General features: G+C 72.7%; 17 protein-coding genes. 5 read left to right on the top strand and 12 right to left on the bottom strand.

Annotated features, from left to right (window positions below; all coding sequences use genetic code 11):
• Positions 1 to 430: 430 nt before the first annotated feature.
• The gene (locus ACZ4Z3_RS30465) at positions 431 to 1,438 is read right to left on the bottom strand and encodes a stage II sporulation protein M (RefSeq protein ID WP_468504031.1); all 1,008 of its coding nucleotides are present in this window, start codon (positions 1,436 to 1,438) and stop codon (positions 431 to 433) included.
• Positions 1,439 to 1,577: 139 nt separating this feature from the next.
• Here ACZ4Z3_RS30465 and ACZ4Z3_RS30460 point away from each other — a divergent pair, with 139 nt between their 5' ends.
• Positions 1,578 to 2,642, top strand: coding sequence for an RDD family protein (locus ACZ4Z3_RS30460; RefSeq protein ID WP_468504030.1), 1,065 nt, complete (start codon positions 1,578 to 1,580; stop codon positions 2,640 to 2,642).
• 100 nt (positions 2,643 to 2,742) lie between these two features.
• Here the strand turns inward: ACZ4Z3_RS30460 and ACZ4Z3_RS30455 are convergent, their stop codons facing one another.
• From ACZ4Z3_RS30455 to ACZ4Z3_RS30420, 8 genes are all read right to left on the bottom strand, one after another.
• A complete protein-coding gene (locus ACZ4Z3_RS30455) occupies positions 2,743 to 3,357 on the bottom strand; it encodes a hypothetical protein (protein WP_468504029.1) in 615 nt (204 codons plus the stop codon).
• Between the two features lie 142 nt (positions 3,358 to 3,499).
• Positions 3,500 to 4,957 (bottom strand): adenosylhomocysteinase, encoded by a 1,458-nt coding sequence (ahcY, locus tag ACZ4Z3_RS30450; protein WP_468504028.1) that lies wholly within the window; start codon positions 4,955 to 4,957, stop codon positions 3,500 to 3,502.
• 373 nt (positions 4,958 to 5,330) lie between these two features.
• Complete coding sequence (locus tag ACZ4Z3_RS30445; RefSeq protein WP_468504027.1) at positions 5,331 to 6,308, bottom strand: cation diffusion facilitator family transporter; 978 nt, start codon at positions 6,306 to 6,308, stop codon at positions 5,331 to 5,333.
• 166 nt (positions 6,309 to 6,474) lie between these two features.
• Positions 6,475 to 7,626, bottom strand: a complete 1,152-nt coding sequence (gene manA / locus ACZ4Z3_RS30440) for a mannose-6-phosphate isomerase, class I (protein ID WP_468504026.1) — start codon at positions 7,624 to 7,626, stop codon at positions 6,475 to 6,477.
• A 53-nt stretch (positions 7,627 to 7,679) separates the two neighbouring features.
• Positions 7,680 to 8,807 (bottom strand): SIS domain-containing protein, encoded by a 1,128-nt coding sequence (locus tag ACZ4Z3_RS30435; protein WP_468504025.1) that lies wholly within the window; start codon positions 8,805 to 8,807, stop codon positions 7,680 to 7,682.
• A 110-nt stretch (positions 8,808 to 8,917) separates the two neighbouring features.
• On the bottom strand, positions 8,918 to 9,088 hold the full coding sequence (locus tag ACZ4Z3_RS30430; protein ID WP_099963864.1) for a Trm112 family protein: 171 nt from the start codon (positions 9,086 to 9,088) through the stop codon (positions 8,918 to 8,920).
• A 286-nt stretch (positions 9,089 to 9,374) separates the two neighbouring features.
• Positions 9,375 to 10,739 carry a phosphomannomutase/phosphoglucomutase gene (locus ACZ4Z3_RS30425; RefSeq protein ID WP_468504024.1) on the bottom strand — a complete coding sequence of 455 codons (1,365 nt, stop codon included), beginning with the start codon at positions 10,737 to 10,739 and terminating at the stop codon, positions 9,375 to 9,377.
• A 207-nt stretch (positions 10,740 to 10,946) separates the two neighbouring features.
• The gene (locus ACZ4Z3_RS30420; protein WP_086756625.1) at positions 10,947 to 11,369 is read right to left on the bottom strand and encodes a DUF3499 domain-containing protein; all 423 of its coding nucleotides are present in this window, start codon (positions 11,367 to 11,369) and stop codon (positions 10,947 to 10,949) included.
• A gap of 345 nt (positions 11,370 to 11,714) precedes the next feature.
• Between ACZ4Z3_RS30420 and ACZ4Z3_RS30415 the strand changes: the two genes are divergently transcribed.
• Positions 11,715 to 12,170, top strand: a complete 456-nt coding sequence (locus tag ACZ4Z3_RS30415) for a metallopeptidase family protein (protein WP_468504051.1) — start codon at positions 11,715 to 11,717, stop codon at positions 12,168 to 12,170.
• A gap of 139 nt (positions 12,171 to 12,309) precedes the next feature.
• On the opposite strand, the gene ACZ4Z3_RS30410 is transcribed toward ACZ4Z3_RS30415, so the two are convergent.
• From ACZ4Z3_RS30410 to ACZ4Z3_RS30400, 3 genes are all read right to left on the bottom strand, one after another.
• On the bottom strand, positions 12,310 to 13,797 hold the full coding sequence (locus tag ACZ4Z3_RS30410; protein ID WP_468504023.1) for a DUF5719 family protein: 1,488 nt from the start codon (positions 13,795 to 13,797) through the stop codon (positions 12,310 to 12,312).
• Entirely contained in the window at positions 13,794 to 17,423 is a 3,630-nt protein-coding gene (locus ACZ4Z3_RS30405; RefSeq protein ID WP_468504022.1) for a glycosyltransferase family 2 protein, read from the bottom strand. The genes ACZ4Z3_RS30410 and ACZ4Z3_RS30405 overlap by 4 nt, the downstream gene beginning before the upstream one ends.
• A gap of 238 nt (positions 17,424 to 17,661) precedes the next feature.
• A complete protein-coding gene (locus ACZ4Z3_RS30400) occupies positions 17,662 to 17,925 on the bottom strand; it encodes a WhiB family transcriptional regulator (protein WP_003975777.1) in 264 nt (87 codons plus the stop codon).
• A gap of 670 nt (positions 17,926 to 18,595) precedes the next feature.
• Here ACZ4Z3_RS30400 and ACZ4Z3_RS30395 point away from each other — a divergent pair.
• The 3 genes from ACZ4Z3_RS30395 (at position 18,596) to ACZ4Z3_RS30385 (ending at position 21,458) form a co-directional block, all read left to right on the top strand.
• Positions 18,596 to 19,093 carry a cysteine dioxygenase gene (locus ACZ4Z3_RS30395; protein WP_468504021.1) on the top strand — a complete coding sequence of 166 codons (498 nt, stop codon included), beginning with the start codon at positions 18,596 to 18,598 and terminating at the stop codon, positions 19,091 to 19,093.
• A gap of 80 nt (positions 19,094 to 19,173) precedes the next feature.
• Positions 19,174 to 20,133, top strand: a complete 960-nt coding sequence (gene cofD, locus ACZ4Z3_RS30390; RefSeq protein ID WP_468504020.1) for a 2-phospho-L-lactate transferase — start codon at positions 19,174 to 19,176, stop codon at positions 20,131 to 20,133.
• On the top strand, positions 20,130 to 21,458 hold the full coding sequence (locus tag ACZ4Z3_RS30385) for a coenzyme F420-0:L-glutamate ligase (protein ID WP_468504019.1): 1,329 nt from the start codon (positions 20,130 to 20,132) through the stop codon (positions 21,456 to 21,458). Before cofD ends, ACZ4Z3_RS30385 begins: the two co-directional genes overlap by 4 nt.
• The last annotated feature ends 28 nt before the right edge of the window (positions 21,459 to 21,486 follow it).

Genomic DNA, 21,486 nt, shown 5'->3' with positions numbered 1-21,486 from the left:
CTGTTGAGTTCTCAAGGAACGGACGCTTCCTTTGTACTCACCCGAGTATCTTCTCGGGCTTTCCTCCGGGCGCTTCCCTTCGGTCTTGCGTTTCCAACCTTACCAGATCAGTTTTCCGTTCCGTTTCCGGTCGGAATTCGTTTCCGGTAGCCGTTGGATGGCTTTTGCCTATTCGTTCGCCTTGCGGCTCCCTTTCGGCGAATCCGACTTTATCAGAAGTTTTTGACCGGCTTTACCGGCTGCTCTTCCTGATTCATCGGGGCGGGCTCACTCGCGAATCTCGTCCGCGAGGAACCGGTAGATGTTCACTGTCACCTGGGGCATGTCCACCACTAGGCAACTGTTCAAATCTACCTCCCCACCAGCTCCGTGTCAACGGCTCTCGCGGGAACGACGACGACACTAACAGCCCGACGGGGGTGGATGCACATCAGGCTGCTGTGGGCACCGTGGCGCTGCGCTCGTGCTCCTCGACGTCGCCTGTCTCGCCGGCCCGAGCCGCGCGTCCACCCAGGACATAGACGTAGGCGAGGAAGGCGAGTTCGGCGAGGACGCCGATGCTGATGCGGGCCCAGGTCGGCAGGCCGGACGGGGTGACGAACCCTTCGATGGCGCCGGAGACGAACAGCACCAGCGCCAGGCCGATCGCCATCCCCACTGCGGCCCGCCCCTCCTCGGCCAAGGCCGAGCGGCGGGTACGGGGGCCGGGGTCGATGACGGTCCAGCCGAGGCGCAGACCCGTGCCGGCGGCGACGAAGACCGCGGTCAGTTCCAACAGGCCGTGGGGAAGGACGAGGCCCAGGAAGACGTCGAGCCGTCCCGCCGAGGACATCAAGCCGATGCCCACGCCCAGGTTGAGCATGTTCAGGAGAAGGATCCAGAGGACCGGCAGGCCCAGGAAGATGCCCAGGACCAGGCACATGGCGGCGGCCTGGGCGTTGTTCGTCCACACCTGGGCCGCGAAGGAGGCCGCGGGATGGCTGGAGTAGTACGTCTCGTACTGGCCACCGGGTCGCGTCATCTCGCGCAGTGCGTCGGGGGCCGCGATCGACGCCTGGACTTCGGGGTGCGTACCGATCCACCAGCCCAGGAGGGCGGCGACCAGGGTGGAGAGAAGTGCGGTGGGGACCCACCAGTGCCGTGAGCGGTAGACCGCAGCCGGGAAACCGTGGGTCAGGAAGCGGACGACATCGCGCCATGAGGAGCGGCGGGCGCCTGTGACCGCGCTACGCGCGCGTGCCACGAGTTGGCTGAGACGGCCGGTGAGCTGGGGGTCCGGAGCGCTGGACTGGATCAGGGAGAGGTGGGTCGCCGTGCGCTGGTAGAGGGCGACCAGTTCGTCGACCTCGGAGCCGTTCAGGCGGCGCTGGCGGCGGAGCAGTGCGTCGAGGCGGTCCCACTCGGCGCGATGGGCGGACACGAAGACATCGAGGTCCATCGGGTTGGCTGCTCCTCGTCCCTCTCGAACTGCGTGTCAGCTTGTCGTACAGGTCGTACTGCGGCGCGATGTGGCTTCAGCTTGGCAGACTGGCCAGTCGCGGGGCAGGTCAGGGGATGGAACAGGAAGGACCACGGGTGTGAGTGAGCTAGTGACGGGCGAGGCGGTGGCGCTGGAGCTGCGTCCCGCGAAGCTGCCGAGCCGGGCGCTGGCCGTGCTGCTCGACCTGGTCGTGGCGATGGTCGTCTACCTCGTGGTGACCCTGCTCCTGGCCCTCGCCACAGCCGGTCTCGACGAGGCGGCGCAGATGGCGATGGCCGTCGCGAGCTTTCTGCTCCTGCTGGTGGGTGTACCGATCGCGGTGGAGACGCTGAGCCATGGGCGTTCCCTGGGGAAGCTGGCCTTCGGGCTGCGCGTGGTGCGGGACGACGGTGGGCCGATCCGGTTCCGGCACGCCCTGGTGCGCGGTGCCGTCGGCGTCGTCGAGATCCTGATGACCTTCGGGGTCGTCGCGTGTATCGCCTCCTTGGTGTCGGCGCGGGGGCGGCGGCTGGGCGATGTGTTCGCGGGGACGTTGGTCGTGCGGGAGCGGGTACCGGCGGGACGGTCGCCGTTCGTGCCCCCGCCGCCGCCCTGGCTGGCCGGGCAGTTCTCCGGGCTCGATCTGTCCGCCGTTCCGGACGCGCTGTGGCTGGCCATCCGGCAGTACCTGACGCGGATGGGACAGCTGGATCCGCATGTCGGAGCGGCGATGGCGGAACATCTCGCCGCGGATCTCGCGGCGCGTACGGGAACGCCCGCGCCGTACGGCGTGCCGCCGGGCGCCTATCTCGCGGCCGTGGTGCACGAGCGCCAGGCGCGTGAGGCACGCCGCGCCTTCGGCGGTGCGACGGGCCCGGGCGTGGTACCGGGTGGGCAGGTCCCAGGGGCCGGGTGGGCCGCCGGGCCCGCTGCGCGGCCGCCAGTAGGGCCCGGGTATCCGGTGCCGCCTTCCGGGGGCTTCGTGCCCACGAGCGGGACGGCTGCTCCCGGTGTGCCGGCATCCGGCCCTGCCGCCGCGCCACCGGTCGCCCCCGCCGCCCCCGGCGCTCATGCGGCTCCCCCTCCGGCCTCGCCGGCCGCGCCCGCGGCCTCCGCTCCCGTCGAGGCGTCGCAGACGCCGCCTGTCGAGCGGCCGAGCACCGGGTTCGCGCCACCGGCCTAGGTACGCCTACCGGGCCGGCCGTCGCCACCAGGTGTCTGACTCCCCCGTCGGGCACGGCCGTGCCGTGGGCGCCCGCCCTCCGCCTCTCAGTCGACCCCCGTCAGGCGAACGTCGAGGGCGGTGATTCCAGGTGTTCCAGCTCCACCCCGGGGGCCGCGAGGACCACGTCGCCCGCGATGTGAACGGTGTGCTGTTCGCCGGTGTCCAGGGCTGTGACCTGGTATTCGTCCACGGTCAGCGGGTCGTTGTCAGTGGCGTGTGCTTCTCTTGCGATCAAGGCCCAGGACTGGTCCACGGTGCGCGGGGCGAGGACCGGGTCGGTGAAGGCGACGAGGCGTACGCGGGTCGCGGGCTCGGAAGGGGTGAGGCGCAGGAGACGGGCGGTGGCGATGAGGAACGCCGGGGAGGTGCCGGTGAAGGCGTGGGCGCGGACGTTGCCTTCGCTGGCATGCGTGCCGGTGGGGTCGGTGCGGACCCAGGTGACGCCGTCGAGGGCGGCGCCCCGGACCTGCCAGCTCGCGGCGTGGAGTTCGAGGCGGAGGGGGCGGCCGAGTTCGTCGAGGGTGAGGTCGACGGAGCCGGTGTGGTCGCCGGAAGGGGAGGTCAGTTGGGACACATAGCGCCAGCCGGAGGGACCCGGCGCGCAGTGGAAGTGTTCTTCGGCGAGGAGGGTGTGGTCGTGCGGGTCATGAAGCGAATACCGGCCGCGGGGCATGGGCGTCCTGAGTCGTGACGGGCTGATCCGGCCGGCGGGCGGGCCACGGGCCGAACGGGCAGGCCCCCGGCACGGGGGTGCGGGGGCCTGCCTGTGAGCTGCCGCGGGAGTGCGTCAGCGGATGTGCGTGATCACTACCTGATCAGTAGCGGTAATGGTCCGACTTGTACGGGCCCTCGACCTCTACGCCGATGTAGGCGGCCTGCTCCGGGCGGAGCGTCGTGAGCTTCACGCCGAGCGCGTCGAGGTGAAGGCGGGCGACCTTCTCGTCGAGGTGCTTCGGCAGCGTGTAGACGCCGGTCGGGTACGCGTCGGGCTTGGTGAACAGCTCGATCTGGGCCAGGGTCTGGTCCGCGAACGAGTTGGACATCACGAACGACGGGTGGCCGGTGGCGTTGCCCAGGTTCAGCAGACGGCCCTCGGACAGGATGATGATCACCTTGCCGTCGGGGAAGGTCCAGGTGTGGACCTGCGGCTTGACCTCGTCCTTGACGATGCCGGGGACCTTGGCGAGGCCGGCCATGTCGATCTCGTTGTCGAAGTGGCCGATGTTGCCGACGATGGCCTGGTGCTTCATCTTGGCCATGTCGGAGGCCATGATGATGTCCTTGTTGCCGGTCGTGGTGATGAAGATGTCGGCCTTGTCGATGACCTCGTCGAGGGTCGTGACCTGGTAGCCGTCCATGGCGGCCTGGAGCGCGCAGATCGGGTCGATCTCGGTGACGATGACGCGGGCGCCCTGTCCGCGCAGGGACTCCGCGCAGCCCTTGCCCACGTCGCCGTAGCCGCAGACGACGGCGGTCTTGCCGCCGATGAGGACGTCGGTGGCGCGGTTGATGCCGTCGATCAGCGAGTGGCGGCAGCCGTACTTGTTGTCGAACTTCGACTTGGTGACGGCGTCGTTCACGTTGATCGCCGGGAAGAGGAGGACGCCGTCGCGCTGCATCTCGTACAGGCGGTGGACGCCGGTGGTGGTCTCCTCGGTGACGCCGCGGATCTCCGAGGCGAGCTGGGTCCACTTCTGGGAGCCCTCGGTGATGGTGCGGTGGAGGAGCTCCAGGATGACGCGGTGTTCGTCGTTCTCGGCGGTGTCGACGGAGGGGACCTCGCCGGCCTTCTCGTACTCGACGCCCTTGTGGACGAGGAGGGTGGCGTCACCGCCGTCGTCGAGGATCATGTTGGGGCCGCCGGTGGGGCTGTCCGGCCAGGTCAGCGCCTGCTCGGTGCACCACCAGTACTCCTCCAGGGTCTCGCCCTTCCAGGCGAAGACGGGGACGCCCTGCGGGTTGTCCACGGTGCCGTTCGGGCCGACGGCGATGGCCGCGGCGGCGTGGTCCTGGGTGGAGAAAATGTTGCAGGAGGCCCAGCGGACCTGGGCGCCGAGGGCGACCAGCGTCTCGATGAGGACGGCGGTCTGCACGGTCATGTGCAGGGAGCCGGTGACGCGGGCGCCGGCGAGGGGCTGGGCCTCGGCGTATTCCTTGCGGATCGCCATCAGGCCGGGCATCTCGTGCTCGGCGAGGGTGATCTCCTTGCGGCCGAACTCGGCCAGGGAGAGGTCGGCGACCTTGAAGTCCTGTCGCTGATCGACAGTCGTCATTAGGAGCTGCTCCTCGGTGTCGGGTCGAGGGTGGGTAGGGCTGGTCTGCGCGGCGGCGGACACAGGGGTGCCCGAAGAGGACACAGGCATGCCCGCGTGCGCGCAGCGCAGTCCGTCGGAGGCCCTCTCTCCCTCGGTCGGCCCTCGGTGGGACCGCCCGACCGCCATCAGCAGCGACGTCTGGCTCCGTCCCAAGCTACACCGGTCGACCCGTGCGGCCCCAGTCCGCCTGGAGATGGATCAGGCCCTCACCGCGGGGCGGCGGGGCCTCATAGGGTCCTGGCCTGGGGTATCGCCGGTTCGGCGGTGCGTGGCCTGTGACGGGAAAGGGCCCGCCGTGTCATGCGGCGGGCCCGGTCCTGCGGGGCGTGGGTCAGTGCTCGGCGGTCGGGGCGGGGCCGCCGGGGGTGGCGTCGGCGTCGGGGCCCTTGGCCGCCTCCGCCTCGCTGTAGATGTCGGGCTCCAGGTAGATGACGCGGGCGATCGGGACGGCTTCGCGGATGCGGGCCTCGGCGGCGTTGATGGCGTTCGCCACCTCGGCGGCGGTGTCGTCGTGCTGGACGGCGATCTTGGCGGCGACGAGGAGTTCCTCGGGGCCGAGGTGGAGGGTGCGCATGTGGATGACGCGGGTGACGGTGTCGCCGTCGACGACGGCCGCGGCGATCTTCGCGACCTCCTCGGCGCCGGCGGACTCGCCGAGGAGGAGGGACTTGGTCTCGGCCGCGAGAACGATCGCGATGAGGATGAGCAGGGCGCCGATGCAGAGGGTGCCGATGCCGTCCCAGACGCCGTCACCGGTGATCAGGGCGAGGCCGACGCCGCCGAGGGCGAGGATCAGACCGACGAGCGCGCCGAGGTCCTCCAGGAGCACGACCGGCAGCTCGGGAGCCTTGGCGTGGCGGACGAACTCGGTCCAGGACTTCTTGCCCCGCAGGACGTTCGACTCCTTGATGGCGGTCCTGAAGGAGAACGTCTCGGCGATGATCGCGAAGACGAGGACGCCCACCGGCCAGTACCAGGCCTCGATCTCGTGCGGGTGCTTGACCTTCTCGTAGCCCTCGTAGAGGGCGAACATGCCACCGACGGAGAAGAGGACGATCGAGACGAGGAAGGCGTAGATATAGCGCTCACGGCCGTAGCCGAAGGGGTGCTGCGGGGTGGCCTCGCGCTTGGCCTTCTTGCCGCCGAGGAGCAGCAGGGCCTGGTTGCCGGAGTCGGCGAGGGAGTGCACGGACTCGGCGAGCATCGAGGACGAGCCACTGAAGAGGAACGCCACGAACTTCGCTGCCGCGATCGCGAGATTGGCGGCGAGTGCCGCCACGATCGCCTTGGTGCCGCCTGACGCGCTCATCTGTCCGGGGTGTCCCTTCGCCTACGCATGTGTCTGTGCATGGGCATGGGTACCCACGCTTCCGTCCGTCACCGGCCGGGCTTTGCCCGCCTTTTGCAGGGGGCATTGTTGCAGCCCGGTCCGGTGTCGGTGCGCCGGGTCGCGGATCAGGAGGGTGTCACGTCGTTCACGCGACCACCGTGGCGCGGAAGACGGTGCCCGGTCCGGACACCTCGGCCTTCTCGTCCGCCGGTACGAACACGGACTGGCCGGGGGCGAGGGTGTGGTCGCCCGCCCGTACGGCACCGGCCGTGCAGAGCAGGATCTGCGGGGTCGGGAGGGTGAGGTCGTGCGGGGCTGTGGCCTCGGGGAGGACGTAGCGGGAGAGGCGGAACTCGTCGATGGGGGTCGCGTAGACCTCCTCGCCGTCGGGGGCCGCCTCGGGGCGCAGGACGCCCGGGTCGGTGGCCTCGAAGCGGACGACGCGCAGCAGTTCGGGGACGTCGACGTGTTTGGGGGTGAGGCCGCAGCGCAGGACGTTGTCGGAGTTGGCCATGATCTCGACGCCGAGGCCGTCGAGGTAGGCGTGCGGGATGCCGGCGCCGAGGAAGAGGGCCTCGCCGGGCTGCAGGCGTACGTGGTTGAGCAGCATGGCGGCGATGACGCCGGGGTCGCCCGGGTAGTGGTGGGCGATGTCGGCGTACGGGGCGTAGTCGCCGCCGAGACGCGCGCAGGCGGCCGCGGCCTCGGTGACCGTCTCGGCCATCGCCTCGGGGTCGGCGCTCAGGACGGCCGTCAACACCTCGCGCAGCGCGGCCTCTTCGGGGTGGGCGTGCAGGAGGTCGACGTACGGCTTGAGGGAGTCGACGTCGAGGCCGGCGAGCAGATCGGCGGCGCTCAGGGGGTCGCGGAAGCCGCAGAGACCGTCGAACTCCGTGAGGGCGCAGATCAGTTCGGGCTTGTGGTTGGCGTCCTTGTAGTTGCGGTGGCCCGCGTCGATGGGGATGCCGCGGCGTTCCTCGTCCTCGTAGCCCTCCCTGGCCTGTTCGAGGTCGGGGTGGACCTGGAGGGAGAGGGGGGCGCCGGCGGCGAGGATCTTCAGCAGGAACGGCAGGCGGGGGCCGAACTTGGCGACGGTGCGCCGGCCCAGTTCGCGTTCGGGTGCCTCGTCGATCACCTCGGTGAGGGGGCCGCGCGGGGTGCGCGAGGGGGCGCCGGGGTGGGCGCCCATCCACATCTCCGCCTGCGGTTCGCCGGTGGGGGCCACGCCGAGGAGGTGCGGGATGGCGGTGGTCGAGCCCCAGGCGTAGGGGCGGATGGTGTTGTCGAGGCGGTCCATGGTGTGTGTTCTTCTCCGTACGCCGTTCGGGGGTCTGCCGGGCCAGGTAAAGGTCAGGCTCCCGAGGCGAGCGACAGGTAAACGGCGGCGAAATCCGTGATGGCGATCATCTCCGCGAGGGTCTCCAGGTCGCTGCCCTCCTCGGGTTCCAGCTCGCTGATCGCGGTCTCGTGGCCGAGGGCCAGCTCGCGAGCGGCCGAGGCCGCGCTGAGTCCGCCGGTGGGCCGGTCGCGCAGGAGGAGCACGCGCGCGTGGAGGGCGGGTGGCTCCTCGACGCGGTCGCGGAAGAAGGCCTCGGGGTCGGCGCTCGCGGCCAGGGGGCCGGACAGCACCACCGCGTGCGAGGCGAGGGCCTCGGGCAGCTGGGCGGCGAGGGCGGGGCGGCCCGCGAGATCGGCGAGCGCGGAGGCGAACCGGCGGCCCACGGGGCCCGCGGCCTGGCCCTCGGTCCAGATCAGCGGGAGCGCGTCGGCGAACTCGGCGGCGAGCGTCTTGGCGGGGTTGCTGTACGTGGCGATGGCGGGGCCGCAGCGCTCCGCGACCTGGTCGAGGCGGTCGGCGACCTTCGCCAGGGCGTCCGGGTCGGCGGCGACGATCCCCATGCGGTCGAGGAGGGCCAGCATCGGGGTGAGCAGGGCCCACAGGATGCCGGGGGCGGCGGCGCCGAGGGGCACCTCCAGCTCGTACGGGGCGGTCGCCATCGGTACGAACAGACCGCGGGAGCCCGCCATCGCGTCGGCGACGGGGGTGCGGGGCGGGGCGACGGCCACGACGGTGCAGCCGCGCCGGTATGCCTGGTCGACCAGGAGCGACAGGCCGGGTTCGGTGCCGTCGGCGGTGGCGATCAGGAGGAGGTCGACGGAGCCGGCCCAGCCGGGGAGGTCCCAGCGGAGGGCGCCCGGTGCGGGGGCCACGCCGGTGGGGTGGATGCGGGTGATGGGGCAGCTTGAGCCGGCGAGGGCGCCGAGCAGGTCGGCGACGCCGGCGGAGGCCATGCCGGGGCCCGCGATCATGAGGGCGCGGGGGCGGCCGTCGGGTTTGAGGTCGGCGATGCCGGCCTCGGTGCCGAGGCGGACGGCCGTGCGGACCCGGGCGCCGGCCTCGGCGGCGCCGCGGAGCAGGCCGCCCCGGTCGGCCTCCGACAGGGCCTCGGGGGTGTCTAGCAGCGATTCGTCGAGCATGGGCGGCAGCCTCCGATTCGCCGGGTGCCCTTTTCGCCTTCGCGCCGGGTTTCCCAACCCGCGCGGGGTTACGCCTTGCGGTGCCCGGAGCCGGGGCCCGGGCGGGGGGTTCACGCCGGGCGGCGGGCCTCGTCGACGAGGAGGACGGGGATGCCGTCGCGGATGGGGTAGGCGAGGCCGCAGTCCTGACCGGTGCAGGTCAGCTCGGTGTCCTCCTCGGTGAGGGGGGCGTGGCACGCCGGGCAGGCGAGGATCTCCAGGAGGCCGGCTTCGAGCGGCATGTCGGGGTCCCTTCGGGGGCGGGGTTCTGTTGTGCGGGGTTGTGCGGTGCGGCCTGGTCAGCGTACCGCCGGGAGGGGGTCGGCGCCGGGGTTGGGCGGGGCGTCCGGGCCGTGCGGGGCGCGTCCTTGCCCGTGGAACGCCCGGCGCAGGGGCGAGGTTCCGCCTGCCGGGCAAGGCCCCTGGGAGGCCCGGATCGGCCGTGCGGGCGGCCCGCACCGCGCCGGGCGGGGTGCGCGGGCCGTCCTCACCGCGCGGACGCGCCCGTCGTCCGCCAGGCCGGCGCGGTCACGCTCGGATGATCGCCAGGACCTCGTCGCGGAGCTTGGCCATCGTGGTCTCGTCGCGGGCCTCGGCGTTCAGACGGAGGAGGGGCTCCGTGTTGGAGGGGCGGACGTTGAACCACCAGTCCGCTGAGAACACCGTGAGGCCGTCGAGCTCGTCCAGGGTCAGCCCCTCCTGGCCCGCGTAGGCGGCCCTGACGGCGGCGAGGCGGGCGGCCTGGTCGGCGACGGTGGAGTTGATCTCGCCGGAGCCCACGTAGCGGTCGTACTGGGCGACGAGGCCGGAGAGGGGGCCGTCCTGGCCGCCGAGGGCCGCGAGGACGTGGAGGGCGGCCAGCATGCCCGTGTCGGCGTTCCAGAAGTCGGCGAAGTAGTAGTGGGCGGAGTGCTCGCCCCCGAAGATCGCGCCGCTGCGGGCCATCTCGGCCTTGATGAAGGAGTGGCCCACGCGGGTGCGCACGGGGGTGCCGCCGCACTCCCGGACGACCTCGGGGACGGACCAGGAGGTGATCAGGTTGTGGATGACCGTGCCCTTGCCGCCGTGCTTGGCGAGTTCGCGGGAGGCGACCAGGGCGGTGATCGCGGACGGCGAGACGGGGTTGCCCCGCTCGTCGACCACGAAGCAGCGGTCGGCGTCGCCGTCGAAGGCGATGCCGAGGTCGGCGCCCTCCTCGCGGACGCGCTGCTGGAGGTCGACGATGTTCGCCGGGTCGAGGGGGTTGGCCTCGTGGTTGGGGAACGTGCCGTCCAGCTCGAAGTACATCGGGACGAGGTCGAGGGGCAGCCCGGCGAAGACCGTGGGGACCGTGTGACCGCCCATGCCGTTGCCCGCGTCGACGACGACCTTCAGGGGGCGGATCGCGGTGAGGTCGACCAGGCCGCGCAGGTACGCCGCGTAGTCCTCCAGCGTGTCGCGCCGGGTGATCGTTCCCGGGGTCGCGGCCGGTGCGGGCGCCCCGGACTCGCTCCAGGTCTCGGCGAGGGCGCGGATCTCGGCGAGGCCGGTGTCCTGGCCTACGGGGGCGGCGCCCGCGCGGCACATCTTGATGCCGTTGTACTGGGCGGGGTTGTGCGAGGCGGTGAACATCGCGCCGGGCAGGTCGAGCGCGCCGGAGGCGTAGTAGAGCTGGTCCGTCGAGCAGAGGCCGATCTCGGTCACGTGCACGCCGCGTGCCGCCGCGCCGCGGGCGAAGGCGCGGGAGAGGCCGGGTGAGGAGGGCCGCATGTCGTGGCCGATCACGAGGGCGTCCGCGTCGGCGACCTGGGCGAAGGCGGCGCCGAGGAGTTCGGCCAGGGTCTCGTCCCACTGGTCCGGGACCACACCGCGTACGTCGTACGCCTTCACGATCGTCGACAGATCAGCAGCCACGGCCAAACCCTCCTGAAGTCCTCACCCGATCGCCCCAAACTACCCGGCCGTTGTTACGGCTGACTGTGTGACCTCCGAGGTCGTGGGCCCTGCAAGGAGGGAACTGGGGGTCGGCGAGGACGGAGCCTGTGATGCGGGCGCCCCGGTGGGCGACGGCGACGGACGTGGGGCACCGCGGGAGCGGCGGCAACGCAACCGAACGGGGCGTCAGTTGTCGGGTGAGCGCAGGACGCGGAGGTGACCCCGGCGGGCGACCTCCATCGGGTCGGCCGTACGGGCACCGCCGCCGGCCTCCGCGGCGCGCTGCTGCGGGCGGGCCGCCTCCCGCACGGCGTTGGCGAGCGCTTCCAGGTCGTCACCGCTGGGGCGGGCGGGGGCCGAGGCGTCCAGCAGTCGGACGACCTCCCAGCCGCGCGGGGCGGTGAGGCGCTCGGAGTGCTCGGCGCACAGGTCGTAGCAGTGGGGTTCGGCGTAGGTGGCGAGCGGGCCGAGGACCGCGGTCGAGTCGGCGTAGACGTACGTCAGTGTCGCGACGGCGGGACGGCCGCAAGCGGTGCGCGAACAGCGACGTACAGGGCTCACGACGTTGGACGGTACCGCACTCTTGAGCGGGCCGCGACGACTCTCCACCAGGTCACTCCACCGTGTCGTGGTGTGAGACGCCCCACACGCCCCTCCGAACCCACCTCGCTGACCTGCGAGTAACCCCTCGTCCGGAATCCCGAACGGCTCGAAAGGCGCTCAATTATCGCTACAAACCAGGTCATTTGAAGCGAGTTCCCCGGTCCGGGAGAGAACGGATTCGAGCCCAACCTTGGCTGGATTGGTCATCCGGCGTCGGGCCGTACGGGCCTGCGGCGCACCCGTGTTCGGCGCGCCGGTTGGACGTACCAGGTCAGCGGTGTCGGAGCGGGGGCGCGGCGCGGGGTGTGGAGCCGGGCGCGCCCACCTCGTGAGGACTACGCTTCACAGGTGATGGACAACCTCGTACCGCCGCCCGCCGCCTCCGCACCCGGGCCCCGCCGTCGTGATCGGCACGGCCGGGGGATGCGCGGCCCCATCGCGCCGCCGCAGGTGCCGCTCGCGGCGAGTCGCGCGGAGGTCTTCGCCGACCTCGTGCAGGACTCCGTGGAGCGGCTGGAACGGCGGTGGCCGCAGCTGGCCGACATCGACTTCCTCGTCCTGGAGGTGCCGCGGCTGGACGGGCCGGGGGACGGGGTGTGGAACGACGAGGCGGTGCCGCTCGGCGGGATCGTGCCGCCGCGGGAGGGGCGGGTCGCGCGGGTGGTGGTGTACCGGCGGCCGGTGGAGATCCGGACAAAGGGGCGGGACGAGCGGGCGGCGCTCGTGCACGAGGTGGTCGTGGAGCAGGTCGCCGAGCTGCTGGGGCTGAACCCGGAGACCGTGGATCCCCGCTACGGGGAGGACTGACCCGGCCGGGGCGCCCGAGGGCGCCCCGAGTCCCCTGGGGCCTGCCGTTTGGATCATGCCTGGGGCGCGGGGCTTGGCACGCTCACCGGCAGCCACAAGGTGCCGTAGCCCGGAGCCGGCATGATCCAAACGACGGACCCTAGTCCTGGAGTACTGCCACGTCCTCGTGGGCCTGGGGGACCGCTACCGTTCCCCGGTCGTCGGGGAGGGTCTGGACGGTGAAGGCCGGGATGGCGTCGACCTTGGACTCCAGGGTGCGTGAAGCGTAGACGGGGGTGTCGGTGAGGGGTTCCACGGTGAGGGCGTAGGGGCCCTTCAGGCCCGCCGGGACGGGGCACTCCACGTTCTGCGTGGTGCCCGCCTTGATCGTGAACGTCTTCGTCGCGGGCTCACCGGCGGAGCTGCCCGCGGATGCCGTCACCTTGACCTTGGCGGTCCCGGCGGGCGCGGTGAGGGCGAGGGTGGTGCCCTTGGCGCGGTTGTCGGCGACCGTGGCGCGCTTGCCGACGGGGCGGGTGGCCGGGATGAACGCCGTTTCCTGGTCGGCGCCCTTGCCGCGGACGACGCGGAGGGCGGCCACCACCGGGATCGACTCGTCGGTGGGGCTCAGCAGGAGCGAGCCGGCCTCGCCTCGGGTGATGGCGCCGAGGTCGGCCGTGGCCGTCATCCCCGCCTTGACGTGCAGGGTCTCGCTGCCGGCCGGGGTGATCGTCCCGGACGGCGAGGCGAGCCGGAGCTTCAGGTCGGCGTCGGTGTCACCGGGGGTGAAGGCGATCAGCCGGACGGACGTGGCGTCCTCGGGGATGCCGGGGAGGACGGCGGTGGCGGCCGGGTCGGCCGCGGCGGCCAGCCAGTCGCCGCCCTGCTTGTCGTCGAGGGCCTGCACGGCAGCGCCGACGCGACCGCTGCGGACGCTGACGTGGATCGTGAGGTCGGCCTGCTTCTCCGTGGTGAGCGTCGACAGCAGGACGGGTTCGGTGGAGCGGGGCCGGACCGTGATGCCCTCCCCCACCGTCGACTTCAGCTCGCCGTCCTTGCCGTACAGCTCGATGTCGACGACGGCCGCCGCGTCGTCCGGGTTGGTGAGGTGGACGTAGTCGGTGCGGCCGGCGGCCGTGCTGACTCCCGGGAACCAGAACTGCGTGTCCGGCGCCGTGCAGTTGACGCCGAGCAGACCACGGCCGGTGCCGGCGGCGACCTCGGTGGTCTCCTGGACGGTCCAGCCGGGCGCGAACTTCCCCTCGGCGGTACCGATCAGCGCGGGCGCGTCACCGCCGTCGGTGCTCCCGGTGGCGGGCATGCCCGGCTCCTTCGGCTCCAGGACGGGCTTGGCCTTCTTGCCCTTCGCGCCGCTGTCCGCCGACTCCTCGCCCGCGGAGGCCAGTTGGGCGCCGCCCTTGCCGGAGGCGCCCTTGGTGACGGGCGTGAAGGACGTGTACGCGGTCTCGGCGACGTCCGAGGAACTCGGCCGGGGGCAGAGCAGACTCGTGCGCTCCACGGGGAGTTGGGCGGCCGCCTCGACGGTGGTGTCGCCGCCGGAGGCGTCGGGCGCGCTGAGCACGGCGAAACCGGTGACGGCGGCGAGGGCGGTCGTGCCAGCGATCAGGGACAGGGTCGTGCGGTTCACTGCTGGCTCCCGTCGGGGCGCTCGGGGTCGGCGCCGGTGCCGTGCGACGGGTCGTACGTCGCGTCGTAGCCCTGGGTGTACGTCTGGTCGTAGGAGGCCGCGTCGCCCCCGTAGGAGGCGTACGGGTCGTACTGGCCGCCCTGGTAGGGGTCCGCCTGGTAGTGCTGCTGGTCGTAGGTGCCCGCCTGGTACTGCTGGGCGGCCTGGTACTGCTGGTCGTACTGGCCGTACTCGGCGCCCGCGTAACTCGGGGTGTCCCACTCGCCGTACGCCTGCTGCTCCGGGACGGGGACCGCCACCGGGGCCTCCTCGGCGGGCGGGGGCGGGGTGTCCGCGGGCCGGTCGGCCTCGGCCTCGGCCTCCGCCTGGGCGCGCAGCCGGCGGGCGCGGCGGCCGTCGCCGGTGGCGTCCTGGGCGGGTACCGCGACCGGCTCGTCGGGCAGGTCGTCGTCGACGTCGCGGCGGCGGCCCGGCAGGGCGAGGACCACGAGGACGACGGCGAGCGAGCCCTGCGCCCACAGCCAGCCGGTGTGGCTCACGGGCTCGTCGAAGGTGACGTCCAGTCGGCCGCCCCCGGTGGGGAGCTGGAAACCCTGGGCCCAGCCGTCGACCGTGGTCGGGGTGAGCGGCTTGCCGTCGAGGGTGGCGGTCCAGGACTCGTCGGCGGTGTCGGCGAGGCGCAGGACGCGGCCCGAGCCGCCGGCCGGGAGTGTGGTGTGCACGTCGACGGGGCCGGCCGCGACGGACTTCGGGTCGCCGGAGCCCGTCTCGACGGTGACGCGGGCGACCTCGCGGTCCACGCGCCACAGGGCGCTGCCGTCCTGCTGGCTGAGCCGGCTCAGGCCGGGCGTGGCGTCCAGGACGCGGCTCATCTCACGGGGGGCGCCAGGGCGGACCAGGACGTAGCGCACGGCGAAGCCGCCGAGCTCGTCGGCCTGGTCGGCGCCGGAGCCGGCGACGAGGTTGGCGACGACCTTGTCGAGCTGCCGGTTCCGCCCGGCCGCGGCCGTGAGTTCCTCGTCGCCGAGGCGGACGCCGGAGCCGCGGACCAGGGTGTAGGAGACCTCGGCTGCCGAGTCGCTGTCGAGGACGAGGGTGCGCGCCTGGTCGCGGGTGCCGCTCTCCTCGGCGACGAACGCGGGGACCTGGACGGGGTCGCGGCGCTCCAGGGGCCCGTCGGCGCCGCCGATCATCCAGCCGGCGGCGGCGAGGAGGGGGCCGACGGCGGCGGCGAGCGCGATCAGCGCGGCCACCGGCTGACGCCAGCCGAAGCTCTGCTCGGCCACGCGCGCGCGTGCCCCGTCGGCGCCCAGGGTGGCGGCGGCCAGGAGGGCGATGCCGTAGACCAGGGTCGCGGGGCCCGCCCAGGTGGAGTTGTTGGACAGGACGGCGAAGACGAGTCCCACCAGGGCCGCCGTCCAGGCGGTCCCGATCGCCAGTCGGCGTTCCGAGCGCAGCAGGGCGGCGAGCGCGGCGAGGACCACGCCGACGAGGGTGAGGCCGCCGACCGTGCCGGGGCCGCCGGGGCTGATGCCGAGCAGATCGGTCGGGGAGGCCGCGCTCGCCCCGTACTCCAGGCCGGCCTCCTGGAAGAAGCCGAACGGCGGCAGGGTGAGCGACCAGGGGGCCAGGATCAGCAGCGGGGTGCCCAGCTGGGCGAGGAAGCGCGGGCCGTACGCGGTGATCTCGCGGCGGCGCACACCGAGCACGGCAAGGCCGAGGAGCAGCGCGATGGGCCACACGATCGGGGTGAACGCGGTGGTGATCGTCAGCAGCAGCGCGTACGCCCAGGTCGCGCGCCAGCTGCCGCGCGCCCCCGTGCTGTTCGCGAGCCCGGCCGCGGCGGCGCCCGCGCGGGCGATCAGGGGGAGCAGGATCGCGAGGACGGCGGTGCCGACGCGCCCCCCGGCGAGGGCGCCGGTGACGGCGGGCAGGAAGGCGTAGACGACGGCCGCCCAGGCGCGCAGCAGCCGGGACTCGACGAGGGGCCGTGAGGCGAAGTAGGCGGTGAATCCGGCCAGCGGCACGGAGGCCACGAGGAGCACGGTGACGGCGAGGCCGGTCGAGCCGAACAGCAGGGAGGCGAGCATCGCGATGATCGCCAGGTAGGGCGGCGCGGCCTCGGCGCCGCCGGCGCCGACGGGGTGCCACGCGTCCAGGTAGCGCGACCACAGCTCGGCGGAGTCGGCGGGCGCGGGCAGCAGGGCGCCGCCCGCGAGGGCGCCGCCGCCGAGGAGGGCGCGGCAGGCCACGAGCGAGGCGAGCAGCAGTACGAGGAGGAGCAACGGGCCCGGTTTGCGCGCGACGCGCTTGAGCCGGGCGAACTGCTCGACCTCCAGGAAGTCGGCGTCGTCGTCGCCGGGCCCGGACTCGACGGCGCCGCCGTGCCGTCCGGCGGCGGAGGTCTCGGTGTCGGAGCGGCCGAACAGATCACCGGCGGCCTGCTCGACGGTGGCGCGGACGGTCGCGCCGGGCGGCGGGAACAGCGCGCGCAGCTCGCCCTTGTCGATCTGCGCCCCGCCTCTTCTGCGGCGTCCGGCGATGATCCGCTCGGGCCGCAACAGAGCGCTCAGCAGCCCGCGGATCTCGTCGACGGCCTGGCCGGGGACCTTGCCGACGAGGTAGGCGACGGTTCGCAGGAGGGTGCCGAGGACGATCCGGAACAGCACCCAGGGGAGCTGTGCGGTACGGGAGTTGACGAGGAGGGTGTAGACGGCGCCCGCCTTGTCGACCATGTGCGGGGAGGCGGCGGAGCGGCCCACGCAGTCGACGGTGCGGCGCTCGCGGGAGGACGCCTCGGCGTGCCGTACGACCGCTTCGGGGGCGACGAGGACGCGGTGGCCGGCGGCGGTGGCGCGCCAGCACAGGTCGACGTCGTCCCGCATGAGGGGCAGCCGGCGGTCGAAGCCGCCGAGTTCCTCGAAGACGTCGCGGCGGATCAGCATGCCGGCGGTGGAGACGGCGAGGCTGGGCTTGACGTGGTCGTGCTGGCCCTGGTCCTGCTCGCGGCGGTCCAGGCCGGTCCAGCGGCGGCCGGAGGCCGCGATGGTGACGCCGACCTCCAGGAGCTGACGGCGGTCGTACCAGCCGCGCAGCTTGGGGCCGACGACGGCGACGTCGTCCCGGCCCAGCTCGCGTTCGTTCTCCACGACGCGCAGCAGCTGGGCGAGGGCGTCGGGCTCGGGGGCGCAGTCGTCGTGCAGCAGCCACAGCCATTGCACCGGCTCTCCGTGCGGGAGCTCGGGCATGTCGTACGCGTCGTCGCGCCACGTGCGCGTGACGGGGTCCCAGCCGCTGGGGCGTCGGAGGTAGGCCAGGTCGTCCTGGGTGAGCACGCCCGCGGTGCGGTTGGCCTCCTCGACGGCCTGGCCGAAACCGGTGCGCCGGGCGAGGTGCAGGACGCGGTCGGCGCCGAGGGCGTCGGCGAGGAGCTGGGCGGAGTCGTCCGCGCTGCCGGTGTCGGCGGCCATGGCGCTCTGCACGGGGCGCTCCTGGCCGAGCAGTCCGGCGAGCGCGTCGGGCAGCCAGCGGGCGCCGTCGTGCGCGACGAGGACCGCGGTCACCACATGACGTGGGAACTCAGGGGTGGCAGCGTCGTGGGCTGCGGTGTGGCTGTGCACGGACATCGAGGTACGGGCCCCGGTTCGATGGACTGCGGTGGACGTCTGTGTCCGGCGGGGACAGCGGGACGTCTCGGACGAGGGCCCACACTAACGGCTGAGCACCACGGCGGCCCGCCGCCTGTGGACGAGCCACCTGCGACGGGCCGTTGGGCACCCGGTTCCGCTGGGACGTGCTGCGGACTGCCGACTTCCTGTGGTGTGCGGTGTGCGGGAAGGTGCGTGCGGTGAGCGCGGCGCGCGCTCAGACGGCGGCCTTCTTGAGGCGGCGGCGTTCCCGCTCGGACAGGCCGCCCCAGATGCCGAAGCGCTCGTCGTTGGCGAGGGCGTACTCGAGGCACTCGGAGCGGACCTCGCAGGCCAGGCAGACCTTCTTGGCCTCGCGGGTCGAACCGCCCTTCTCGGGGAAGAAGGACTCGGGGTCGGTCTGGGCGCACAGCGCGCGCTCCTGCCAGCCGAGTTCCTCGTCCGCGTCGTCGACCAGCAGTTGCTGCACGAGCTCGGTCATGTGCGCCCCTCGTCCGTCTTTCGCGTCCCCGTCGTGCGGCCGTTACCGATTTCGGCTGAACGACACGAGTGAAATTACAAGTGTGCTGCTACGGGCGAGTCAAGCCGAGATCTGCTATTGGGCCCCTTATTCACTCTGCGGAACCAAGGCTATGCGGAAAGTGTTCAAATCGGCATAAACCTGACAGCAGCCCGGCGGCGGGTGGGAGTCCCGTTCGGTCTCCCTCTCTTACGAGGGAAGACGTCCAGGAGTTCGATCTCGTTCCGGCCCGCTCGCACTCACCCGTATCGGGTTGTGCGCCATGTGTCCCCGACTCCCCCTGCACAAACCTTTCACCGGGGTGATGCACCGAAAGAGGTGAAGCGGCATCCACATACCGGACGTGAAGTTGACAGCAGGGGTGTGAACCGCTGTCCTAGTGGGCATGCTCGCGAACTTGGCACTCACCTCGACCCGCTCCGCCGGGTTCCTCGGTGCTGCCCGCGCTCGCTGTAGCTGTTGCTGTCCCGGCTGTTGAGCCCAACGCGCTCCGGCTGCCACTGAGCCCATCGCGGCTCGGCTGCTGTTCCCCTCCGCCCGCACCCGGGCGTTCGCCCCGCCCGTGACCCGGGCGGACGGCACGCGACACCCAGCCATCCCCCACACCCTTCGCCGAGGACCACCGCATCCCATGAACAGCGACAGCGACCTCCAGATCGCCGGCGACATCCTCGAGGTACCCCACCTCCTGCGGACGCCGCGCCAACACCCGGTCACCGTGGCCGAGTTCGCCGGACTGGCCCGCTCCATCGCCGAGGACCGCGCCCAGTGGGAGCACCTCGTCGAGTACGACGCGACCACCCGCTGGTACCACCGGCTGCGCACCGGCCCCGGGTACGAGGTGTGGCTGCTGTCCTGGGTGCCGGGTCAGGGCACCGGGCTGCACGACCACGGCGGCTCGTCCGGGGTGCTCACCGTCCTGGACGGCACCCTGACCGAGCGCACGGACCGGGGCACGCGGGTGCTGGCCGCCGGCGCGCAGCGGGTCTTCGCGCCGGGGTACGCGCACGAGGTCGTCAACGACACGCTGGAACCAGCCATAAGCCTGCACATCTACTACCCGGGCCTGACGGACATGCCGATGCACACCAAGGCCTGCGCGACACGGGCGGCGACCGCCACGGCCTGACGCCGCACCCGGCCGAAACCGTTCGTGACCGGGGGCGGGCGCGCGGTCCGTTGTCATCGGCGCCTGCGAGACTGGCTCCCATGCGCATTGTGGTTCTGGCGGGTGGCATCGGTGGTGCCCGGTTCCTGCGCGGCCTGAAGCGGGCCGCTCCGGAGGCGGACATCACGGTCATCGGCAACACGGGGGACGACATCCACCTCTTCGGCCTGAAGGTCTGCCCGGACCTCGACACGGTGATGTACACGCTCGGCGGCGGCATCAACGAGGAGCAGGGCTGGGGCCGGGCCGACGAGACCTTCCATCTGAAGGAGGAGCTCGCGGCGTACGGCGTCGGACCGGAGTGGTTCGGCCTGGGCGACCGGGACTTCGCCACGCACATCGTCCGGACGCAGATGATCGGCGCCGGATACCCGCTGAGCGCCGTCACCGAGGCGCTGTGCGACCGGTGGAAGCCGGGGGTGCGGCTCATCCCCATGACCGACGACCGGGTCGAGACCCATGTCGCCGTCGACCTCGACGGCGAGCGCAAGGCCGTCCACTTCCAGGAGTACTGGGTGCGGCTGCGGGCCTCCGTGCCCGCCGAGGCGATCGTGCCGGTCGGCGCCGAGCAGGCCAAGCCCGCCCCCGGGGTCCTGGAGGCCATCGCGGAGGCGGACGTGATCCTCTTCCCGCCGTCCAACCCCGTCGTCTCCATCGGCACCATCCTCGCCGTGCCGGGCATCCGGGAGGCGATCGCCGAGGCCGGGGTGCCGGTCGTCGGGCTCTCCCCCATCGTCGGGGACGCGCCCGTGCGGGGCATGGCCGACAAGGTCCTCGCCGCCGTCGGCGTCGAGTCCACCGCCGCGGCCGTCGCCGAGCACTACGGCTCCGGGCTGCTCGACGGCTGGCTCGTCGACACGGTCGACGCCGGCACCGTCGAGCGCGTCGAGGCCGCGGGCATCCGCTGCCGGGCGGTGCCCCTGATGATGACCGACCTCGACGCCACCGCGGCCATGGCCGGGGCGGCGCTGGCGCTCGCCGAGGAGGTGCGGGCCGCGTGAGCGGGGAGACCGCGAGAGAGACGTCCCCGGCCGCCGGGTACCGGGTGTGGGCCGTGGCCGGCCTTCCCGAGATCCAGCAGGGGGACGACCTCGCCAAGCTGATCGCCGCGGCCGAGCCGGGGTTGCGCGACGGGGACGTGCTGCTCGTCACCTCGAAGATCGTGTCCAAGGCCGAGGGCCGGACGGTCGAGGCGGCCGACCGGGAGGCCGCGATCGACGCCGAGACCGTCCGGGTCGTGGCCCGGCGCGGCGCCCTGCGGATCGTGGAGAACCGGCAGGGCCTGGTGATGGCCGCCGCCGGCGTCGACGCCTCCAACACCCCCGCCGGGACCGTCCTGCTGCTGCCCGAGGACCCCGACGCCTCCGCGCGGGCCGTCCGGGACGGGATCAGGGACACGCTCGGGGTCGAGGTCGGGGTCGTCGTCACCGACACCTTCGGGCGGCCCTGGCGCAGCGGGCTCACCGACGTGGCCATCGGCGCGGCCGGGGTACGGGTCCTCGACGACCTGCGCGGCGGCACGGACGCGCACGGCAATCCGCTCAGCGCGACCGTCGTCGCCACCGCCGACGAGCTGGCCGCCGCCGGCGACCTGGTGAAGGGCAAGGCCGCCGGGCTGCCGGTGGCCGTCGTGCGGGGCCTCGCGCACGTCGTCGCCGAGGACTCGGGCGAGGGCACGAAGGCCCTGGTCAGGGGCGCCCGCGACGACATGTTCCGGCTCGGGACCTCGGAGGCCGTACGGCTGGCGGTGACCCAGCGGCGGACCGTGCGGGCGTTCACCGACGAGCCCGTCCACCCCGGGGCGGTACGGCGTGCCGTGGCCGCCGCCGTCACCGCGCCGGCACCGCACCACACGACGCCGTGGCGGTTCGTGCTGCTGGAGTCCGAGGAGTCGCGGGTGCGGCTGCTCGACGCGATGCGGGACGCGTGGATCGCGGACCTGCGCCGGGACGGCAAGAGCGAGGACTCCATCGCGAAGCGGGTACGGCGGGGGGACGTCCTGCGCAACGCGCCGTACCTCGTCGTGCCGTGTCTGGTGATGGACGGGTCGCACACCTACGGGGACGCGCGGCGGGACGGCGCCGAGCGGGAGATGTTCGTCGTCGCCACCGGGGCCGGGGTGCAGAACTTCCTGGTCGCGCTGGCCGGGGAGCGGCTCGGGTCCGCGTGGGTGTCCTCGACGATGTTCTGCCGGGACGTCGTACGGGACGTGCTGGCGCTGCCGGAGGACTGGGACCCGATGGGTGCCGTGGCCGTCGGTCACCCGGCGGCGGAGCCGCCCGCGCGGGGCGAGCGGGACGCGGGGGCGTTCATCGAGGTGCGGTGACGGGTCCGGAGAACCTCGGCCTCACCAG

It is taken from the genome of Streptomyces sp. NPDC030296 (assembly GCF_055572815.1).
This window is presented reverse-complemented; position numbering and strand designations above follow the sequence as displayed.